The following is a 16830-nucleotide window of genomic DNA, read 5'->3' as shown; positions in this document are numbered from 1 at the left end:
GACCCTATCCCCGGTGGAGGGCCGGGTGGGAGTTACAAGTGTGACGGGATTGCAATGGACGTGGTGATTGCCGCCGCAGCGCGCGCACTTTCCGCCGGAGACCCGCTGGCGGCGCTGAAAAGGGTCGCTTTGCGCGATGACGCCCCGGCGCTGGCCATGCGCGGCATCGCGATGGCGCAGCTTGGCGACCTCGTGCGCGCCCGGGAGCTGCTGCGCAGCGCGGCACACGCATTCAGCCCCAAAGAAGCGATGGCGCGTGCGCGCTGCGTCGTCGCCGAAGCCGAGATAGCGCTTGTTTCGCGTGATCTGGGCCGATCCTCGCAGATGCTCACGGCAGCGCGGACGACGCTCACGGCATGCGGTGATCACACGAACGCCGCACACGCCGGCTATCTCGAAGCCCGGTTCCTTCTCCTGATAGGTCGTCTCGATGAAGCAGAAGCGATGCTCGATGAAGTGGATGTCGGCATCCTGCCGCGCCCTTCGCAGGTCGGGTACGCGTTGGTCATGGCGGGTATCGCCATGCGGCGCATCAGGACAGGTCCGGCCAGAGCCGCTCTGGAGCGAGCCAGGCAGGGAGCGGAGATGGCGCGTATTCCAGCGCTCATGGCCGAGGCGGATCAGGCCATGAGAGCGTTCGAAGCACCGGCCGCGCGGTTCATCACGCGGGGCGCGGAGCGATCGTTCCGTCTCGACGAGGTTGAAACGCTGTTGGCCTCGGATACGCTCATTGTGGATGCCTGCCGAAACGCCGTGCGCGCGGGAACGACCATCATTCCACTCGCGACGCGCCCTGTGCTGCTCGCCCTCATCCGCGCCCTTGCTGAGGCATGGCCGGCCGATGTGCCGCGCGAGACGCTTCTGAAACGCGCTTTCCGCGCACAGCATGCCGACGAAACGCACCGCGCGAGACTGCGTGTCGAAATCGCCCGGCTGCGCGAAGTGGTCGAGCCGCTGGCGGCGCTGACCGCAACCAGTCAGGGCTTTGTTCTGCAGCCTTACGCCGCGCGTGAGGTCGCCGTGCTGGCGCCGCCGGTCGAAGGCGACCACGCGGACGTGTTCGCCTTGCTCGGCGACGGTCAAGCCTGGTCGAGTTCCGCATTGGCGCTGGCGCTCGGCGTGAGCACGCGTACGGTACAGCGGGCACTCGAAGAGCTTGCGCTGGACCGCAAGGTGGAGTCTTTCGGGCGCGGGTGGGCCTGCCGCTGGATCGCGTCGAGCGTGCCGGGATTCCCGACAAGCTTGTTACTCCCCGTCGCGGACATGTCCGTCTAGGATAAGAACATGAAACATTCCGCCGCCGAGATCATCCGTGAATATGGGCCCTTTCCCGATGTCGATGACGTGCACGGGGTTACCTTCGACGGCCAACAGGTTTGGTTCGCAACCGGCGACAGGCTGAATGCGCTTGATCCCGAAAGCGGAGACGTCGTGAGATCGCTCGACATCGCCGCCGATGCAGGAACCGCATCCGACGGCAAGCACCTGTTCCAGATCGCCGGTGCCATGATCCGCAAGATTGATCTCAAGACAGGCGAGGTGATCGCCACGATACCAGCGCCCGGGAATGGCGGGGACTCAGGGCTGGCCTGGGCGGAGGGCTCGCTCTGGGTCGGCCAGCACCGCGGCCGGAAGATCCATCAGGTAGATCCCGAGACGGGAGACGTCCTGCGCACGATCGAATCCGATCGATTCGTCACGGGTGTCACCTGGGTTGACGGCGAGCTTTGGCACGGCACATGGGACGACAAGGAGAGCACTATCCGCCGCATCGACCCCGAGACGGGGGACGTGCTTGAGCAACTGGACATGCCTTCAGGAACCGGCGTTTCGGGGCTCGAATCCGACGGCCGCGATCGCTTTTTCTGCGGAGGCGGCAACAGCGGAAAACTGAGGGTCGTGCGTCGGCCCGGGCCAGGTCCTGCGTAAACGCGACTACCCCTACTTTCGCATAGCGCTACCGACGACTAGCGCATCGCCATTTTCTGGAACCGCTTGCCAGCGCGCCGTGACCCGGCCAGCATCTCAGCGACTTTTCACAAGGCCCCAGTGCCTTTGTTTGGTAGCCTTAGGCGAGCAGGCGGAAGCGAGGTGCACCTTGAGCGATAAGATAGTCAGGATCGGCGGAGCGTCTGGATACTGGGGCGACACGTCCATCGGTCCTGCGCAACTGATCGGGGTGGCCGGTCTCGACTACATGGTGTTCGACTATCTGGCCGAAATCACGATGTCGATCCTCGCCAAGGCCAAGGCGAAGGACCCCAATGCCGGTTACGCCACAGACTTCATTACACAGGCGATGCGCCCGCTGATCGGTCAGATCAGTGAAAAGAAAATCCGCGTTGTCGCCAATGCCGGCGGTTTGAACCTTGCCGCCTGCCGCCGCGCTCTGGAGCAGTTGATGGCCGAAGCAGGCGTATCGCTCCGCATCGGCACGGTGGAGGGCGATGATCTTTCTCCCCAACTTGAACGTGTGCGTAAAACGGCCCGCGAAATGGATAGCGGCGCGGCGATGCCCGACAGGATGCTGAGCGTGAACGCCTATCTCGGCGCATTCCCGATCGCGGCGGCGCTGGATGCCGGCGCCGACATCGTCGTGACGGGTCGCTGCGTCGACAGCGCACTGATTGCTGGGCCGCTGATCCACGAGTTCGGATGGAAAAGTGACGATCTCGACCGCCTGGCCGCCGCAGGTCTGGCTGGTCATCTGCTTGAATGCGGGGCGCAGGCAACGGGCGGAAACTTCACCGATTGGGACCAGACCGCCGATGGCTGGGACAACACCGGCTTTCCGGTTGCCGAGGTTTCCGCCGACGGCAGCTTCGTCGTGACCAAGCCGAATGGCACGGGCGGCAAGGTTACGCCGCTGACGATCGGCGAGCAGATGCTGTATGAAATCGGTGATCCAGGCACATACATTCTGCCCGACGTGGTGTGCGATTTCCGGCAGGTGACGATGACCGACCTCGGCCAGGATCGTGTGCGCATCGCCGGAGCGCGGGGCGCCCCTCCCACCGCGCAGTACAAGGTCAGCGCTACCTACCTGGACGGCTATGCATGCGTCGGCAATTTCGTCGTCGCGGGCGAGCACGCGGCAGCCAAGGCGCGCCTTCAGGGACAGGCGGTCCTGACCAAGGTGCGCCGCCTTTTCGAACGGCAGGGCCTGGCCGATTTCACACGAACGTCCATGCAGATCATCGGATCGGAATCGCTTTATGGCGATGCGGCGAACCCGGTTCTGGAACTGAGCCGCGAGGTCGTGCTGCGCCTTGGCATCCACCATCCGAGCAGGGAGGGCGCCGACCTCTTTTCCAAGGAGTTCATAGGAGCTGGCTTGTCCATGGCGCCGGGCCTCACCCTGCTTTCACCGGGAAGGCCGAAGGCATCTCCTGTCGTTCGCCTCTACTCCTGCTTCATCGACAAGAGCGATGTCGAGATTTCGGTCAAGGTGGATGGAAATCCCGTTTCGTTCACCACCCCTGCGGTTCGCAGTCATGGTGACATCATTGCAAGCCCGGAGGACGGGCACGAGGCAACCACGTCGTTGGATGGCAATGCAGTCGACGTGCCGTTGCGCCGGCTTGCCGTCGCGCGAAGCGGCGACAAGGGCGACAAGGCGAATATCGGCGTCATTGCGCGGAGCGCGAAATACCTGCCTGCAATTCGCGCAAGCCTTACCGTGCAAAAAGTCCAGGAGCATTTCGCGCATGTTGCCGAGGGGCGCATCGAACGGTTCGATCTCCCGGGGATCGGCGGGATCAATTTCCTGCTGCATCAGGCGCTCGGCGGCGGCGGCGCGGCTTCGCTAAACCTCGATCCGCAGGCCAAGACCTACGCGCAAGTGCTTCTGGACATCCCCATTCGGCTGAGCGAGAGCGACGCGCGTGCATGGAACGTCATTGGCTAGGTGACATCGTCTGCGCGGTGATGGCGGCGGTGAAGCCTTCGCGTTGCCGGAGCCGTTCCCAATAGTCGCGTATTGACGGTTTGAAGCGGCTCGACAGACCGATATCGTCCGCCAGCATCAATGCATAGCCGACCGAAATATCGGCCATGGTGAAGCGTCGGCACAGATAGTCGCGCTCGGACAGAACAGCGTCCACGACGCGCAGCCGCGCGTTGAACCAGCGCTCATAGTCCTCCGCCACCTGCGGATTGCGTCGCTCTTCCGGCTCAAGTCTGCGATAGCGCAGAACGATCGTCTGCGGGAAGGTCAGGGTCGCCTCGCCAAAACTGAGCCAGTTGAGATAGTTGCCGTAATCGGCTTCTTCCGGGCCGACCGCCAGGTCCGTCGGCCCGTATTGCATCGCGAGGTAGTGGCAGATAGCGGATGACTCCGTCATGCGCGTCTGCCCATCGATCATCAGTGGGATCGTGCCGAGCGGATTGATGTCGAGATAGTCCGGCCGATGAACGCGGGGCGGGAAGGGAAGCATCTTCAGGTCGAATTTTACGCCCAGTTCGCACAGCGCCCAGAGCGGGCGAAACGAGCGCGCATTTTCACAGTGGTAAAGTTCGATCATGATATTTCCGCTTCCATAGCCGCCGGCTGAACGCATATTGGTCTCAGCGCGCAGGAGAAATGCCCAGCGCGCGATTGCTCACCGCGGGTTGCCAGTCGCCGACGCCACGGCTCGAACGATCGTGCTTCTTCAGTTCGAAACGCGCCAACTGGTCGCGATGAACTTCGTCCGGCCCATCCGCCAGACGCAGCAGGCGCGCGGTGGCATAGGCTGCCGCAAGGCCAAAATCATTGCTTGTCCCGCCGCCGCCAAAAGCCTGAATGGCCCAGTCGATGACCTGACAGGCCATATTGGGTACGGCGATCTTGATCATGGCGATCTCGCCGCGTGCTTCCTTGTTACCGACCGTATCCATCATATGGGCGGCTTTCAACGTCAGCAGACGCGACTGTTCGATCATGATGCGCGCCTCGGCAATGCGCTCACGCGTGACCGACTGTTCTGAGACCGGCTTGCCGAAGGCGACGCGCTCCTTGACGCGCAGGCACATCTTTTCGAGCGTCCGCTCCGCCAGGCCGATGAGACGCATGCAGTGATGTATGCGGCCTGGCCCGAGACGGCCTTGTGCGATCTCGAATCCCCGGCCTTCGCCAAGCAGGATGTTGGCTTTCGGCACCCTGACGTTTCGGAACACGACTTCGGAGGCACGATCCGGCACGCCGTAGAAACCAAAGATCGGCAGTGAGCGCACGACCTCGACACCCGGCGTGTCTTTCGGCACCAGTACCATCGACTGCTGGCGGTGGCGGTCAGGATTGTCCGGATCGGTTTTGCCCATGAAGATGATGATCTTGCAGCGGGGATCGGTGGCGTTGGTGGTGTACCATTTATGCCCGTTGATGACATAGTCGTCATTGTCGGATCGGATCAGGCTCTCGATATTGGTGGCATCGCTGGATGCGACCGCAGGTTCCGTCATGGCGAAGGACGACCTGATCTCGCCGGCAAGCAAAGGCTTCAGCCACGCGTCCTGCTGCTCTTTCGTGCCGTATCGGGCGAGAACTTCCATATTGCCGGTGTCCGGCGCGGAGCAGTTGAAGACCTCCGGCGCCAAATGCGAGCGGCCCATGATTTCGCAAAGCGGCGCATATTCCAGATTTGTGAGCCCGACGCCGTGTTCGCTTTGCGGCAGGAACAGGTTCCAGAGCCCGGCTTCCCGCGCCTTGGGCTTCAGTTCGTCCAGTATCGGCTGCACTGCCCACGGCCCAAGGTCCTCGGATTCGCGATAGTAACGCGCCTCGTTCGGATAGATGTGCTCCTCCATGAATGCGGTCAGGCGTTCTTCCAGATCCAGTACGCGCCGCGACTTTTCCAAGATCATCCAGTCTCTCCCTGCGCTGTCGGCGCACTCTCTCCGCTCTTCCGGTGCGGCTTGTCGTCGAGGCCGACCGTTGACGCAAACTAGTCCAGCCGGAATGGACTGGCAATATCGTCTGACGATTTGGGTTGACTTTATCGTCCGAGGCTATTGTAGTCACAGTGGGAGAAGGGCCGCTGGACCATCGTCCGGCGACGACAGGGAGCTGATCATGACTGGTCGCGCCATCGAAGACACGACCGAGCGCGAGGCTTTGCGGAGCTGGGTACCGGATGCCGACAGGCTGACGACGTGGCTCGGCGATGCAGTCGCGGGATTCAACGGGCCTATACGGCTTGAGCGCATCTCCGGCGGGCAATCAAATCCGACATTCAGGCTTTTTGCCCCTTCGGGAGATCTCGTGCTGCGCAGCAAGCCGGTGGGGCCGACGCTTCCGAGCGCCCACGCGGTCGATCGCGAGTTCCGCGTTCTTCAGGCACTGGGTGGAACTGGCGTGCCCATACCGCGCGCCGTTGCATTTTGCGACGATCTCTCGGTCATCGGCACAATGTTCTATGTCATGGAACTGGTGCCGGGTCGCGTGTTCTGGGACCCGCGTCTTCCAGATCTTTCGCGTGAAGAGCGGGGAAACATCTTCGATTCCATGAACGAGACGATAGCGCGGATTCACGCGCTGAGCCCTGCCGAAATCGGCCTTGGCGACTATGGCCGTCCCGGGGCCTATGTGGAGCGGCAGGTTTCGCGCTGGACCAAGCAGTATACCGCCTCGGAGACCGACCCAAATCCGGCGATGGACTGGCTGATCGACTGGTTGCCGCAGAACATGCCGGCGGATGGCGAGACGCGACTCGTCCACGGCGATTATCGGCTCGACAACCTGCTGATCCACCCGACCGAGCCCCGCGTGGTAGCCGTACTGGACTGGGAGCTTTCCACGCTTGGCGATCCTATTGCAGATTTTGCTTATCATGCGATGAGCTGGCGTCTTGCACCGCAACTCTTTCGAGGTCTTGCCGGCATTGATTTCGCCGAAAGCGGAATTCCCGACGAGCGACACTATCTGGACGCCTATCTGAAGCGGACCGGCCTGGAACGCCCCGCGAACTGGGAGTTCTATCTCGTCCTCAGCATGTTCCGCATCGCCTCCATCCTTCAGGGCATAGCCCGGCGGTCTATCGACGGCACTGCGTCCAATGCCGACGCCGCCGAAATTGGCCGGAAGGCGCGTCCGATTTCCGAACGCGCGCGCGATCTGGCGCAAAACATCAGGAGCAGTTGAATCGTGACCACGAAGAGCAGGGTCGGAGTTGTCGGGGCCGGTTTGATGGGCGCGGAGATCGCATTCGTCCACGCATTGGCGGGGCACGGCGTCATCCTGTCCGACCGAACCGCCGAGGTGCTGGATGCAGCCGTCGACAGGCTCTCCACCATCTACGACAAGGGTGCTGCAAAAGGCGCTTACGAGCAAAGCCGGAAGGCCGAGGTGCTGGGCGCGATCCGTACCACCACCGACCTTTCGGAATTCGGCGACAGGGATATCGTGATCGAGGCCGTTTTCGAGCGTGAGGACGTCAAGGCCGAGGTTCTGGCCACTCTCGACGCGGCCTGCGCGCCCTCCTGCATCATCGCCACAAACACCTCCACGATCCCCATCACCGTGCTCGCTTCGCACGTCACGGAAGCGCGGCGCGGGCGCTTCGTTGGCATGCACTACTTCTCGCCCGTCTCCCGCATGAAGCTGGTCGAGGTCATTCCCGCGCTCGATACGTCGGAAGCCACCGTCGAGTTCGCGATGACGCTTTGCGCCGCTGTCGGCAAACAGCCGATCCGCATCAAGGATGTAACCGGCTTCGCCGTGAACCGCCTGCTGCATGTGATGATGATCGAGGCGGTACGGCTGGTCGAGGAAGGTGTTGCAACGCCGGAGGATATCGACCTCGCCTGCAAGCTTGGCCTCGGTCATCCGATGGGACCGTTCGAGCTGATGGATGCGACGACGTCCAGCCTTTGCCTGCAAGCCCAGCAGATCATGTTCGACGCTTATGGCGAACGCTTCCGGCCGCGTCCTCTTCTCAAGCAGCGCATACAGGCCGGTTATGTCGGCGGGCGCGGACGGAAAGGCTGGCGCAGGTGATCGACAAGCCCGGACAGGACGAGGCCGGCGCCGGCGCCACGGGACAGGCGCGCTTGAGCTCGTCCGACCAAATCGTTCGCGATATCGTGCGCGGCCTTTATGAGGGGCGCTATGTTGCAGGCCAGCGTCTCGTCGAGCCCGACCTGATGCGACGATACGCGGTGAGCCGCAGCACCGTGCGGGAAGCCATCAAGCGCCTCGCGGCCGAGGGCGTTGTCGCCCTTCACGCGTTTCGCGGTGCGCAGATCAGGCATCTGACACGCCGTGACGCCCAGAGCGTTCTCGTCGTGCTGGAGGTAATGATCGGGTTGGCGGCGAGGCTGGCGGCCGAAACCATCGACGCGCCCGGAGTACGCGCCCATTTCACGGCTGCGTATGAGGCACTGGCGGCCTTTTCCGAAGAGCGCGACTCCTATGATCTCGTGCGTGCGCGCAACCGCTTCTACCGCGTGATGGCGCAGATTGGCGGCAATGACGAGTTGAGGCGCTTGCTGCCAAGCTTCCAGGTTCATCTGATACGCACCCATCTGCGCACTGCCCGTGCGGACCGCTTTTCCGATTATCAGCTCATGGCCGAGGCGATCCTGGCTGGTGATGGCACTGCCGCGGAAATCGCCGGACGCAGGCACATAAGGCGCAGCATCGAAGCCATGCGAGAGGCCCCGGACGCGATCTTCGCGCCGGAGCGAACCGATCCTTCATCCAGTTACAGTCACGAGGATTCCGACCATGCGTGAAGCCGTTATCGTCTCGACCGCCCGCACTCCCATCGGCAAGGCGTATCGCGGCGCCTTCAACAACACGCAGCCCCAGGCGCTTGGCGGGCACGCATTGCGCCATGCTGCAGAGCGGGCAGGCGTTGCGCCACAGGACATCGACGACGTCATCATGGGAACCGCCATGCAACAGGGCTCGACGGGCGGAAACATCGCCCGGCAGGCCGCGCTCAGCGCCGGCTTTCCCACCAGCGTGGCGGGCATGAGTCTCGACCGCCAATGTGCATCGGGCCTTATGGCGATCGCCACCGGAGCCAAACAAATCGTTGCGGATGGAATGACGGTGGTTGCAGCCGGCGGCGTGGAATCGATTTCGCTGGTGCAGAACGAGCACGCGAACACATACCGCGCTGCCGATCCCGACCTCGTTGCGCGCGTACCGACGATCTATATGAGCATGCTGGAAACCGCCGAAATGGTGTCTCGGCGCTATGGTATCAGCCGCGAGCGTCAGGACGCCTACGGGCTTCGATCCCAGCAACGCAACGGAGCTGCTTCCGCCGCCGGTCGTTTCGATGAAGAGATCGTCCCGCTTACCACCGTGATGAACGTTGTCGACAAGATCACGCAGGCAGTATCGGACCGCGAGGTGACGCTCAGCCGGGACGAAGGCGCGCGACCACAGACGTCGGCCGAAGATCTCGCCGCCCTGAAACCCGCCTTCAAGGGCGGGATGGAGCTTGGCGCGGGCGAATACGTCACGGCCGGAAATGCCAGCCAGCTTTCGGATGGTGCTTCGGCGGTGATCCTGATGGAGGCCCGCGAGGCCGAGCGTCGTGGTCTTTCCCCGCTCGGCGCCTATCGCGGCATGGCGGTCGCCGGTTGCGAACCCGATGAAATGGGGATCGGTCCCGTCTTCGCCGTACCAAAGCTCCTCAAGCAGCACGGGCTGACCGTGGACGACATCGACCTTTGGGAACTCAACGAGGCTTTCGCCTGCCAGGTGCTGTACAGTCAGGACCGGCTGGGCATCCCGGACGAGCGGCTCAATGTCGACGGCGGCGCGATCGCGATCGGCCATCCCTACGGCATGTCAGGCGCGCGCATGACGGGGCACCTCCTGCTCGAAGGCAAGCGTCGTGGGGCACGTTACGGGGTGGTCACCATGTGCGTTGGCGGCGGCATGGGTGCGGCGGGTCTGTTCGAGATATTCTCGTGAGCGGGCTTTTCGACCTCTCAGGCAAGGTTGCCGTGATCACCGGATCATCGCGGGGTATCGGCCGGGCAATCGCGGAGCGCATGGCGGAGGCCGGCGCACGCGTGACGATCTCGTCGCGCAAGGCGGAGGCATGCGACGCGGTGGCGTCGGCCATCAATGAGCGCCATGGGGAAGAGCGGGCGCTGGCGATACCGGCAAACATTTCCGACCGCGCAGGTCTCCAGCACCTCGTGACGACCGTTTGCGAACGTTGGGGGTCGATCGACACCCTTGTTTGCAACGCCGCCACCAATCTCTACTACGGTCCTCTCGGCGGCATATCGGACGACCAGTTCCGCAAGGTGCTCGACAACAATATCATTGCCAATCACTGGTTGATCTCCATGGTCGCACCGCAGATGCGGGAACGTCGTTCGGGCGCGATCATCATCGTCTCGTCGATCGGCGGAATCACCGGTTCCGCCGTTCTCGGCGCCTACAACATCTCCAAAGCCGCGGACATGCAGATGGCCCGGAACCTTGCGGTCGAATTCGGCCCCGACAATGTCCGCGTGAACTGCATTGCGCCCGGTCTCATCAAGACCGATTTCTCAAAGGCGCTCTGGGACAACCCGGCAACGGCCGAAGGCTACGCCACGCGGACGCCGCTGCGCCGCATGGGCGAGCCGGACGAGGTTGCCGGTGCCGCACTTTTCCTGTCGTCGCAGGCCGGTGCCTATGTGACCGGCCAGACCCTCATTGTCGATGGCGGCGTTACTATCTCGGGGGTGAGCGGCGGATGAATGTAAAGGGCAAGATCGTCGTCGTTACCGGAGGAGCCAGCGGAATAGGCAGGGCGCTGTGCGAGGCTTTTGCCAAGGCCGGCGCGGCAGGAGTCGTCGTCTCGGATATCGATGCACCGGGTGCTGCGTCCGTCGCATCGTCGATTGGCGGTCATGCACTCACATGCGACGTGTCGGACGGGGCTCAGATCGCAAGCCTCATCGAGACAGTCGAGCGCGATATCGGGCCGATCGACCTCTTCTGCTCGAATGCAGGCATCGCCACCGGCTTCGACAATCGTTTCGAGAATGCGGCAGAAGCGTCCGATGCCGTCTGGGCCAAGGCATGGACGGTCAATGTGATGGCCCATGTTCACGCCGCGCGCATACTCGTTCCGTTGATGAGGCGCCGCGGCGCCGGTGGCTTCCTGAACACGGTCTCGGCGGCCGGACTTCTCACGCAGGTTGGAAGTGCCGTCTATTCCACGACGAAACACGCCGCGATCGGGTTTGCGGAGAACCTTGCCATCACCCATCGCGACCACGGCCTGAAGGTTTCGGTTCTTTGCCCGCAAGGCGTCGATACCCCGATGCTGAAGGGCTTGCCGGAAGGCCCGCAGGCGACCGACGGCGTGATGACTGCCGAAGATGTCGCCGCGTTCACGCTGGCGGAGCTCGAGGCTGGCAGTTTTCTTATCCTGCCGCATCCCGATGTGAGGCAGTATATGAAGAACAAGGCGGAAAACTACGAACGCTGGATCGGCGGCATGGCCAAGCTCCAGCGAAGGATGGACCCAGCGCACAAGACCTGACGAAACCATATCCACGGCAAGAAATTCTGGGAGGAGAATGACATGCACAAGTTCGGAAACGGCAATCCCAATGTCATGATGATTGGTCACAATCGCATGTTCTACAATGGGCTTCTCGGCAACTCTTATAGGCCGCGTGAACTGGGATCGTTCACCATCTACGTGGCGCCGGTCGGCACGTTCAAGCTTTCCTATGACGGCAAGACGTGGCACGAGCGGACGATTGCGGCAGTGCCGGCCTATACCTCGCACATGCTCTCCGCGGAGGCGGATCTTATTACCACCGTGTGCATCGAGCCCGAGACTGTGTCCGAGCGACAACTGCGTGAGCTTGAACGTCAGGTCAACACGACACGGGGTGGCGAACTGATCGTGAAATCGGTGCGCGAGGCCAAAAGCTGGCTGCAATCGACGCGCGACAACAACGCTTTCACGACGGAAGATTTCGATGCGCTGTTTCTGAACGGACCTCTCGAAGGCCGCAAGCTGGACGATCGCATCGCCCGCACGCTGAGCCAGTTCAGGACCAAGGACAACGACGTCAACCTGTCTGCCGAGTCCTGTGCTCTTTCCAACGACCTGTCGATGTCACGCTTCCTGCATCTGTTCAAGGAGCAGACGGGGTTGCGCTTCCGGTCCTATCGCATGTGGAAACGAGCGCGGAAATTCCTCGACCACGCCAATCGGCATTGCAATCTGACCTATCTGGCGCTCGATCTGGGCTATCCCGACTCGACGCATTTCAGTCACTCGATCCGCCGGATCTACGGTCTCAAGCCGCGATCACTGCTTGAAGGGTCGCGATCCATGGAGATTTTCACCGGGCAGGGCTATCAGGGCCCGGACCGCTGACGCGATGTCCTTCAGCCGGGTGCCGGGCGATCACCTGCCGGTCCAGCGTGGGGGGCGTTTTTCGGCGAAGGCGGCCAGGCCTTCCTTCGCATCCTCCGTCTGGGCAAGAAGCATGATCTGGGATTCAGTGTAGGCGAGCCCCTGCTCCAGCGTCATGTCCGTGAGTGCGCGCAACGCGTATTTTCCGCGGCGTATGGCGGTTGGCGAACGTTGTGCGACCAGATTTGCAAGCCGCATGACTTCCTCGTCGAGTGCGTCCGCTTTTGCCGTTCGGTTCAACAGACCGAACGCAAGAGCGTCGTCCGCGCTGAAAGTTTCTCCGGTGAGGCACCACTCGGCCACGATACGGCGCGGCGCCACGCGCTGTAAAAGCGTCAGGACCTGCATCGGGAAGACGCCGATCTTCACTTCCGGCAGCCCGAAGGTAGCCGTCTCCGTCGCCACGGCGAAATCCGTCATGCACAGGAGGCCCATGCCGCCTGCGAGGCACGCCCCGTTCACACGCGCAATGCTGACCTTGGTGGAGGCGAGTGCCATGCGGAGCATATCGGCGTACAGAAGATTCGGCCGGGAGAAATCGAAGGCAAAGCCTTGCCCCGGCTGGAGATCGCCTCCGGCACAAAACGCCTTTTCGCCAGCGCCGGTCAGAACGATGGCGCGGACCTCGTCATCGGCCTCTCCGGCACGCCAGGCATCCATGATGGCGGCGATGACGTCATCGTTCAAAGCATTGCGTTTTTCCGGCCTGTTGATCGTGATCCACAGAGCCGCATCGCGCTTTTGCGAAAGAACGAAATCGCTCATTGTCTCGCCTCCCCACCTGGCGAAATGCGCATCAGTGCCTGTCCGGTGCTGACCTGATCGCCCTTGGCGACGAGAATCTCGCTCACGGTGCCCGCTACGCGCAGGCTCTGCGCATGTTCCATCTTCATCGCCTCGAGCGTGACCAGCGATTGCCCGGCATCGACGGCGTTGCCCTCCGCCACATGCACCAGCATGACCTGTCCAGTCATCGAGGCACGCAGGAGGCCATCGCCAGCGCCGGCTTCAGCACTTGCTTCTGCCACGTAGGTCTTATCTTCGGCGGTCATGTCGCGCCCGCGCCAATTGAATTTCAGCACGCCGTCCTGCCAGGCAAACAACGCATGATCGCCCACATCGCCGAGCCGGAAGCGAACCTTCACACCATCGAGCGCATCGATGCGGATCGTCGTGGCATGCCCTCCGGATGTGACGACGAATCCGTCCCTCGGGTCGAAGGTGATTTCGGCTGCGACGTCCTCACCATCGAGGGTAAAGCGCATCGGCGCCGCAAATGTGTGAGACAGCGCATGTATTGCGGCAGGACGCCCGTCGCGGGTCAACCACAAGAGCGCGGCCACCAGCGCGATACCGTCCGGGCTCGTTTCCTTTTGCGAAAGAAGCTCACCGCCATGAACGGGAACGAAATCGGTGGTTGCCGCGCCCTGTGCGAAAACCTCATGGGCAAGCGCCCGGGCCAAGAAGGCGCGGTTCGTCTTGATGCCGAGAATGACGGCCTCGTTCAGACCCGCGATCAGCTTGCGCCGCGCCTCGTCGCGCGTTGCCCCATGGCTGACGATCTTGGCGACCATCGAGTCATAATAAGGCGAAACCGTCGCACCCGTTTCGAGGGCATCCTCCACGCGCAAGGCCGAGGGCATGTGCCAGAGCGAAATGCGGCCCGACTGGGGAATGAAATTGCGCTCGGGATCTTCGGCGCAGAGCCGCACCTCAATGGCATGGCCGCTGAACGAGACGTCGGCCTGCGTGATGCCGATCGGCAGTCCAGCCGCAATCCGCAACTGCAACGCCACCAGATCGAGCCCGGTGATTGCCTCGGTTACAGGATGTTCGACCTGCAGACGGGTGTTCATCTCCATGAAGTAGAATTCGCCGCTCTCGTCGACGAGAAACTCCAGCGTGCCTGCGCCCTCGTAGCCGATGGCCCGCACAGCCGCGATGGCGGCCGCGCCCATCCTTTGGCGCAGATCGGGTGTCACGAAAGGCGAAGGCGCTTCCTCGATGACCTTTTGATGCCGGCGTTGCACGGAGCAGTCCCGCTCCCCAAGGTGGATCGCATTGCCGTAGCGGTCGCCGAAGACCTGGATTTCGACATGGCGCGGCCGCGTGATGGCTTTTTCCAGAAGCACGCGCGCGTCACCGAACGCACCCTTGGCTTCGGATTTCGCCGAACGCAGCGCGAGCACGAACTCGTCCGCCTGCGTTACCAGACGCATGCCCCGGCCACCGCCACCCGCCACCGCCTTGATCATCACCGGGAAGCCGATTTTCTCCGCCTCCGCCGCAAGCCGTTCTTCGCTCTGGTCGTCACCCTGATAGCCGGGAACGCACGGCACGCCGGCTGCCTGCATGGCGTCTTTCGCGGCCGACTTGTCGCCCATGCGGCGGATAGCATCGGCGGACGGTCCGATGAAGACCAGTCCTGCTTCGGCGCAGGCGTCCGCGAAGGCAGCATTCTCGGACAGAAACCCGTAGCCGGGGTGTACGGCCTCGGCACCCGACGCTTTCGCCGCCGCCACGATTTTTTCGATGTCGAGATAGGATTTGCGCGGCGCAGCCTCGCCGATCAGCACGGATGCGTCGGCTTGGCGCACATGGCGCGCATCGGCGTCGGCCGTCGAATAGACCGCGATGGTGCGGTAGCCCTGCGCTTTGGCGGTTCGCATGATACGCAATGCGATTTCGCCACGGTTGGCGACGAGGATGCTGGTGAAAGGCGTTGCCGCTGCACTGCCTGGCATTGCTGCGGTCATGGGCGTGCCACCGAAAACTGGAGGGGCCGCACCGCACGGCGGTCGCCACGCAGGCAAATATCGAGCACTTCGGCAAGAATTTCGCGGGTGTCGCGCGGGTCGATCACACCATCGTCCAGAAGCCGCGCGCTGGTATAGAAGGCGCTCATCTGACCTGAAAACAGATCGGTGATACGCTTGCGTTGCTCCGCAAGATCGCTCTCGCTGACGGAAGCGCCACGCCGTTCGGCAGCGGCACGCGCTACGATCTCCATCGTTCCCGCGGCTTGATCCGCACCCATCACGGCAGTGCGCGCGTTCGGCCAGGAGAAGCAGAAGCGGGGATGAAAGCCGCGCCCGCACATGCCGTAGTTGCCGGCACCATAGGAGGCGCCGCAATAGATGGTGATCTGCGGGACGGTTGCATTGGTCACCGCCTGGATCATCTTCGATCCATGTTTGATCATCCCGGCTTCTTCGTAGGCGCGACCGACCATGAAACCCGTCGTGTTGTTCAGGTAGAGAAGCGGCGTTCCCGACTGACAGCAGAGCTGGATGAAATGGGTTGCCTTGTTCGCGCCGGCCGGGTCGAGCGGTCCATTGTTCGTGATGATGCCGATGGCCTGGCCCTTGATATGGGCATGGCCGCACAGCGTGGCACTACCGTAATTGGCTCCGATCTCGAGGAAATCCGACCCGTCGACCAGCCGTGCAATGACCTCACGCATGTCGAGGGGACGGCGATGATCAGAAGGCACGACGCCGACGAGCTCCTCGGGCGACGATAGCGGCTCGTTCCACTCAAGCGGCACGGCATCATCGACGCGCTCCCAGCCGAGATCGGCGACGATCTTGCGTGCGATACCGATCGCATCGCGATCGTCTTCCGCCAGATAGTCGCCGACGCCCGAAACGGATGTGTGCATCTCGGCGCCGCCAAGCTGCTCTTCGGTCGCCACTTCGCCCGTAGCGGCCTTGAGAAGCGGAGGCCCGGCCAGGAAGGCCCGGGTTCGACCTCGAACCATGACGATATAGTCCGAAAGGCCCGTCTGATAGGCACCGCCCGCCGTCGAAGAGCCGTGCGTCACCGTCACGACCGGCAGCCCTGCCGCGGAGAGCCGCGCCAGATTGCGGAACATCGAACCGCCGCGCACGAAATCCTCGACGCGGTAGGCCATCAGGTTCGCGCCGGCACTTTCGACAAGCTGGATATAGGGCAGACGGTTTTCGAGCGCTATTTCCTGCACGCGCAATTGCTTGTCGAGCCCATAAGGTTGCAACGCGCCGGCAGCGATTCCACTGTCGCTGGCGTTCACCATGCACCGTACGCCGGAAACGACGCCGATGCCCGCTATGATGCCGCCGCCGGGAGCCGTCTCATCCTCGTTCGGTGTGTCGCAGCACCAGCCCGCAAGTGTCGAAAGCTCGATGAACGGCGCGCCCGGATCAAGCAGCAGCGCAACGCGCTCACGCGGCAGCAACTGCTTTCTGGCCTCGAAACGCTCCTTGGAGCGCGCCGAACGATCGCGGGTGCGCTGTTCGATCTCGCGCATGCGGCCGACAAGCGCCAGCATGTCGGAGCCATTCTTGCGAAATGTCTCGCTGCTCTTGGAAAGGGTGGACTGGATCAACGGCATCCCGGCTTCAAACTCCTGACAGTCCCAAACGTGCTCAAAGAACAGTAGAAATCGCCCGCCCCAGGTTCTTGCGCCCACTGGCTG

At 62.7% G+C, this 16830-nt stretch carries 15 protein-coding genes; 10 read left to right on the top strand and 5 right to left on the bottom strand.

What is annotated here, in order from left to right:
* Positions 1 to 54 precede the first annotated feature (54 nt).
* From AAFN55_RS01625 to AAFN55_RS01615, 3 genes are all read left to right on the top strand, one after another.
* Entirely contained in the window at positions 55 to 1275 is a 1221-nt protein-coding gene (locus AAFN55_RS01625; RefSeq protein WP_347797144.1) for a helix-turn-helix domain-containing protein, read from the top strand.
* A gap of 9 nt (positions 1276 to 1284) precedes the next feature.
* On the top strand, positions 1285 to 1929 hold the full coding sequence (locus AAFN55_RS01620; protein ID WP_347797143.1) for a glutamine cyclotransferase: 645 nt from the start codon (positions 1285 to 1287) through the stop codon (positions 1927 to 1929).
* A gap of 169 nt (positions 1930 to 2098) precedes the next feature.
* Positions 2099 to 3907, top strand: a complete 1809-nt coding sequence (locus AAFN55_RS01615; RefSeq protein WP_347797142.1) for an acyclic terpene utilization AtuA family protein — start codon at positions 2099 to 2101, stop codon at positions 3905 to 3907.
* Here AAFN55_RS01615 and AAFN55_RS01610 read toward each other — a convergent pair.
* Complete coding sequence (locus AAFN55_RS01610) at positions 3897 to 4523, bottom strand: glutathione S-transferase family protein (RefSeq protein WP_347797141.1); 627 nt, start codon at positions 4521 to 4523, stop codon at positions 3897 to 3899. The genes AAFN55_RS01615 and AAFN55_RS01610 overlap by 11 nt on opposite strands.
* Positions 4524 to 4566: 43 nt before the next feature.
* Positions 4567 to 5844 carry an acyl-CoA dehydrogenase family protein gene (locus AAFN55_RS01605; protein WP_347797140.1) on the bottom strand — a complete coding sequence of 426 codons (1278 nt, stop codon included), beginning with the start codon at positions 5842 to 5844 and terminating at the stop codon, positions 4567 to 4569.
* A gap of 208 nt (positions 5845 to 6052) precedes the next feature.
* Between AAFN55_RS01605 and AAFN55_RS01600 the strand changes: the two genes are divergently transcribed.
* The 7 genes from AAFN55_RS01600 to AAFN55_RS01570 are packed head-to-tail and all read left to right on the top strand — an operon-like array spanning position 6053 to position 12335.
* Entirely contained in the window at positions 6053 to 7120 is a 1068-nt protein-coding gene (locus AAFN55_RS01600) for a phosphotransferase family protein (RefSeq protein ID WP_347797139.1), read from the top strand.
* A gap of 3 nt (positions 7121 to 7123) precedes the next feature.
* Complete coding sequence (locus AAFN55_RS01595) at positions 7124 to 7975, top strand: 3-hydroxyacyl-CoA dehydrogenase family protein (protein ID WP_347797138.1); 852 nt, start codon at positions 7124 to 7126, stop codon at positions 7973 to 7975.
* Positions 7972 to 8712 carry a GntR family transcriptional regulator gene (locus tag AAFN55_RS01590; protein ID WP_347797137.1) on the top strand — a complete coding sequence of 247 codons (741 nt, stop codon included), beginning with the start codon at positions 7972 to 7974 and terminating at the stop codon, positions 8710 to 8712. Before AAFN55_RS01595 ends, AAFN55_RS01590 begins: the two co-directional genes overlap by 4 nt.
* Positions 8705 to 9910, top strand: coding sequence for an acetyl-CoA C-acyltransferase (locus tag AAFN55_RS01585; protein ID WP_347797136.1), 1206 nt, complete (start codon positions 8705 to 8707; stop codon positions 9908 to 9910). Before AAFN55_RS01590 ends, AAFN55_RS01585 begins: the two co-directional genes overlap by 8 nt.
* Complete coding sequence (locus AAFN55_RS01580) at positions 9907 to 10692, top strand: SDR family oxidoreductase (RefSeq protein ID WP_347797135.1); 786 nt, start codon at positions 9907 to 9909, stop codon at positions 10690 to 10692. Before AAFN55_RS01585 ends, AAFN55_RS01580 begins: the two co-directional genes overlap by 4 nt.
* Positions 10689 to 11483: an SDR family NAD(P)-dependent oxidoreductase gene (locus AAFN55_RS01575; protein WP_347797134.1), complete on the top strand. Its 795-nt coding sequence runs from the start codon at positions 10689 to 10691 to the stop codon at positions 11481 to 11483. The genes AAFN55_RS01580 and AAFN55_RS01575 overlap by 4 nt, the downstream gene beginning before the upstream one ends.
* Before the next feature lie 42 nt (positions 11484 to 11525).
* Positions 11526 to 12335 carry an AraC family transcriptional regulator gene (locus AAFN55_RS01570; protein ID WP_347797133.1) on the top strand — a complete coding sequence of 270 codons (810 nt, stop codon included), beginning with the start codon at positions 11526 to 11528 and terminating at the stop codon, positions 12333 to 12335.
* Positions 12336 to 12365: 30 nt separating this feature from the next.
* Here the strand turns inward: AAFN55_RS01570 and AAFN55_RS01565 are convergent, their stop codons facing one another.
* From AAFN55_RS01565 to AAFN55_RS01555, 3 genes are read right to left on the bottom strand one after another with little or no spacing between them, the layout of a single operon-like run.
* A complete protein-coding gene (locus AAFN55_RS01565) occupies positions 12366 to 13139 on the bottom strand; it encodes an enoyl-CoA hydratase-related protein (RefSeq protein WP_347797132.1) in 774 nt (257 codons plus the stop codon).
* Positions 13136 to 15130, bottom strand: a complete 1995-nt coding sequence (locus tag AAFN55_RS01560; RefSeq protein ID WP_347797131.1) for an acetyl-CoA carboxylase biotin carboxylase subunit — start codon at positions 15128 to 15130, stop codon at positions 13136 to 13138. The genes AAFN55_RS01565 and AAFN55_RS01560 overlap by 4 nt, the downstream gene beginning before the upstream one ends.
* Entirely contained in the window at positions 15127 to 16746 is a 1620-nt protein-coding gene (locus tag AAFN55_RS01555) for a carboxyl transferase domain-containing protein (protein ID WP_347797130.1), read from the bottom strand. Before AAFN55_RS01555 ends, AAFN55_RS01560 begins: the two co-directional genes overlap by 4 nt.
* Positions 16747 to 16830: the final 84 nt, after the last annotated feature.

The sequence above is a fragment of the Mesorhizobium sp. CAU 1732 genome, assembly GCF_039888675.1.
Lineage (GTDB): Bacteria > Pseudomonadota > Alphaproteobacteria > Rhizobiales > Rhizobiaceae > Aerobium.
Note: the sequence above shows the minus strand (reverse complement) of the source record. Positions and strands in the feature narration are given on the sequence as shown.

What these genes read in the sequence shown, in the direction of transcription:
- AAFN55_RS01625 (WP_347797144.1), top strand. Translation starts at nt 55, where the DNA reads ATGGACGTGGTGATTGCCGCCGCAGCGCGCGCACTTTCCGCCGGAGAC.
- AAFN55_RS01620 (WP_347797143.1), top strand. Translation starts at nt 1,285, where the DNA reads ATGAAACATTCCGCCGCCGAGATCATCCGTGAATATGGGCCCTTTCCC.
- AAFN55_RS01610 (WP_347797141.1), bottom strand. Translation starts at nt 4,523, where the DNA reads ATGATCGAACTTTACCACTGTGAAAATGCGCGCTCGTTTCGCCCGCTC.
- AAFN55_RS01605 (WP_347797140.1), bottom strand. Translation starts at nt 5,844, where the DNA reads ATGATCTTGGAAAAGTCGCGGCGCGTACTGGATCTGGAAGAACGCCTG.
- AAFN55_RS01600 (WP_347797139.1), top strand. Translation starts at nt 6,053, where the DNA reads ATGACTGGTCGCGCCATCGAAGACACGACCGAGCGCGAGGCTTTGCGG.
- AAFN55_RS01585 (WP_347797136.1), top strand. Translation starts at nt 8,705, where the DNA reads ATGCGTGAAGCCGTTATCGTCTCGACCGCCCGCACTCCCATCGGCAAG.
- AAFN55_RS01575 (WP_347797134.1), top strand. Translation starts at nt 10,689, where the DNA reads ATGAATGTAAAGGGCAAGATCGTCGTCGTTACCGGAGGAGCCAGCGGA.
- AAFN55_RS01570 (WP_347797133.1), top strand. Translation starts at nt 11,526, where the DNA reads ATGCACAAGTTCGGAAACGGCAATCCCAATGTCATGATGATTGGTCAC.
- AAFN55_RS01565 (WP_347797132.1), bottom strand. Translation starts at nt 13,139, where the DNA reads ATGAGCGATTTCGTTCTTTCGCAAAAGCGCGATGCGGCTCTGTGGATC.
- AAFN55_RS01560 (WP_347797131.1), bottom strand. Translation starts at nt 15,130, where the DNA reads ATGACCGCAGCAATGCCAGGCAGTGCAGCGGCAACGCCTTTCACCAGC.
- AAFN55_RS01555 (WP_347797130.1), bottom strand. Translation starts at nt 16,746, where the DNA reads ATGCCGTTGATCCAGTCCACCCTTTCCAAGAGCAGCGAGACATTTCGC.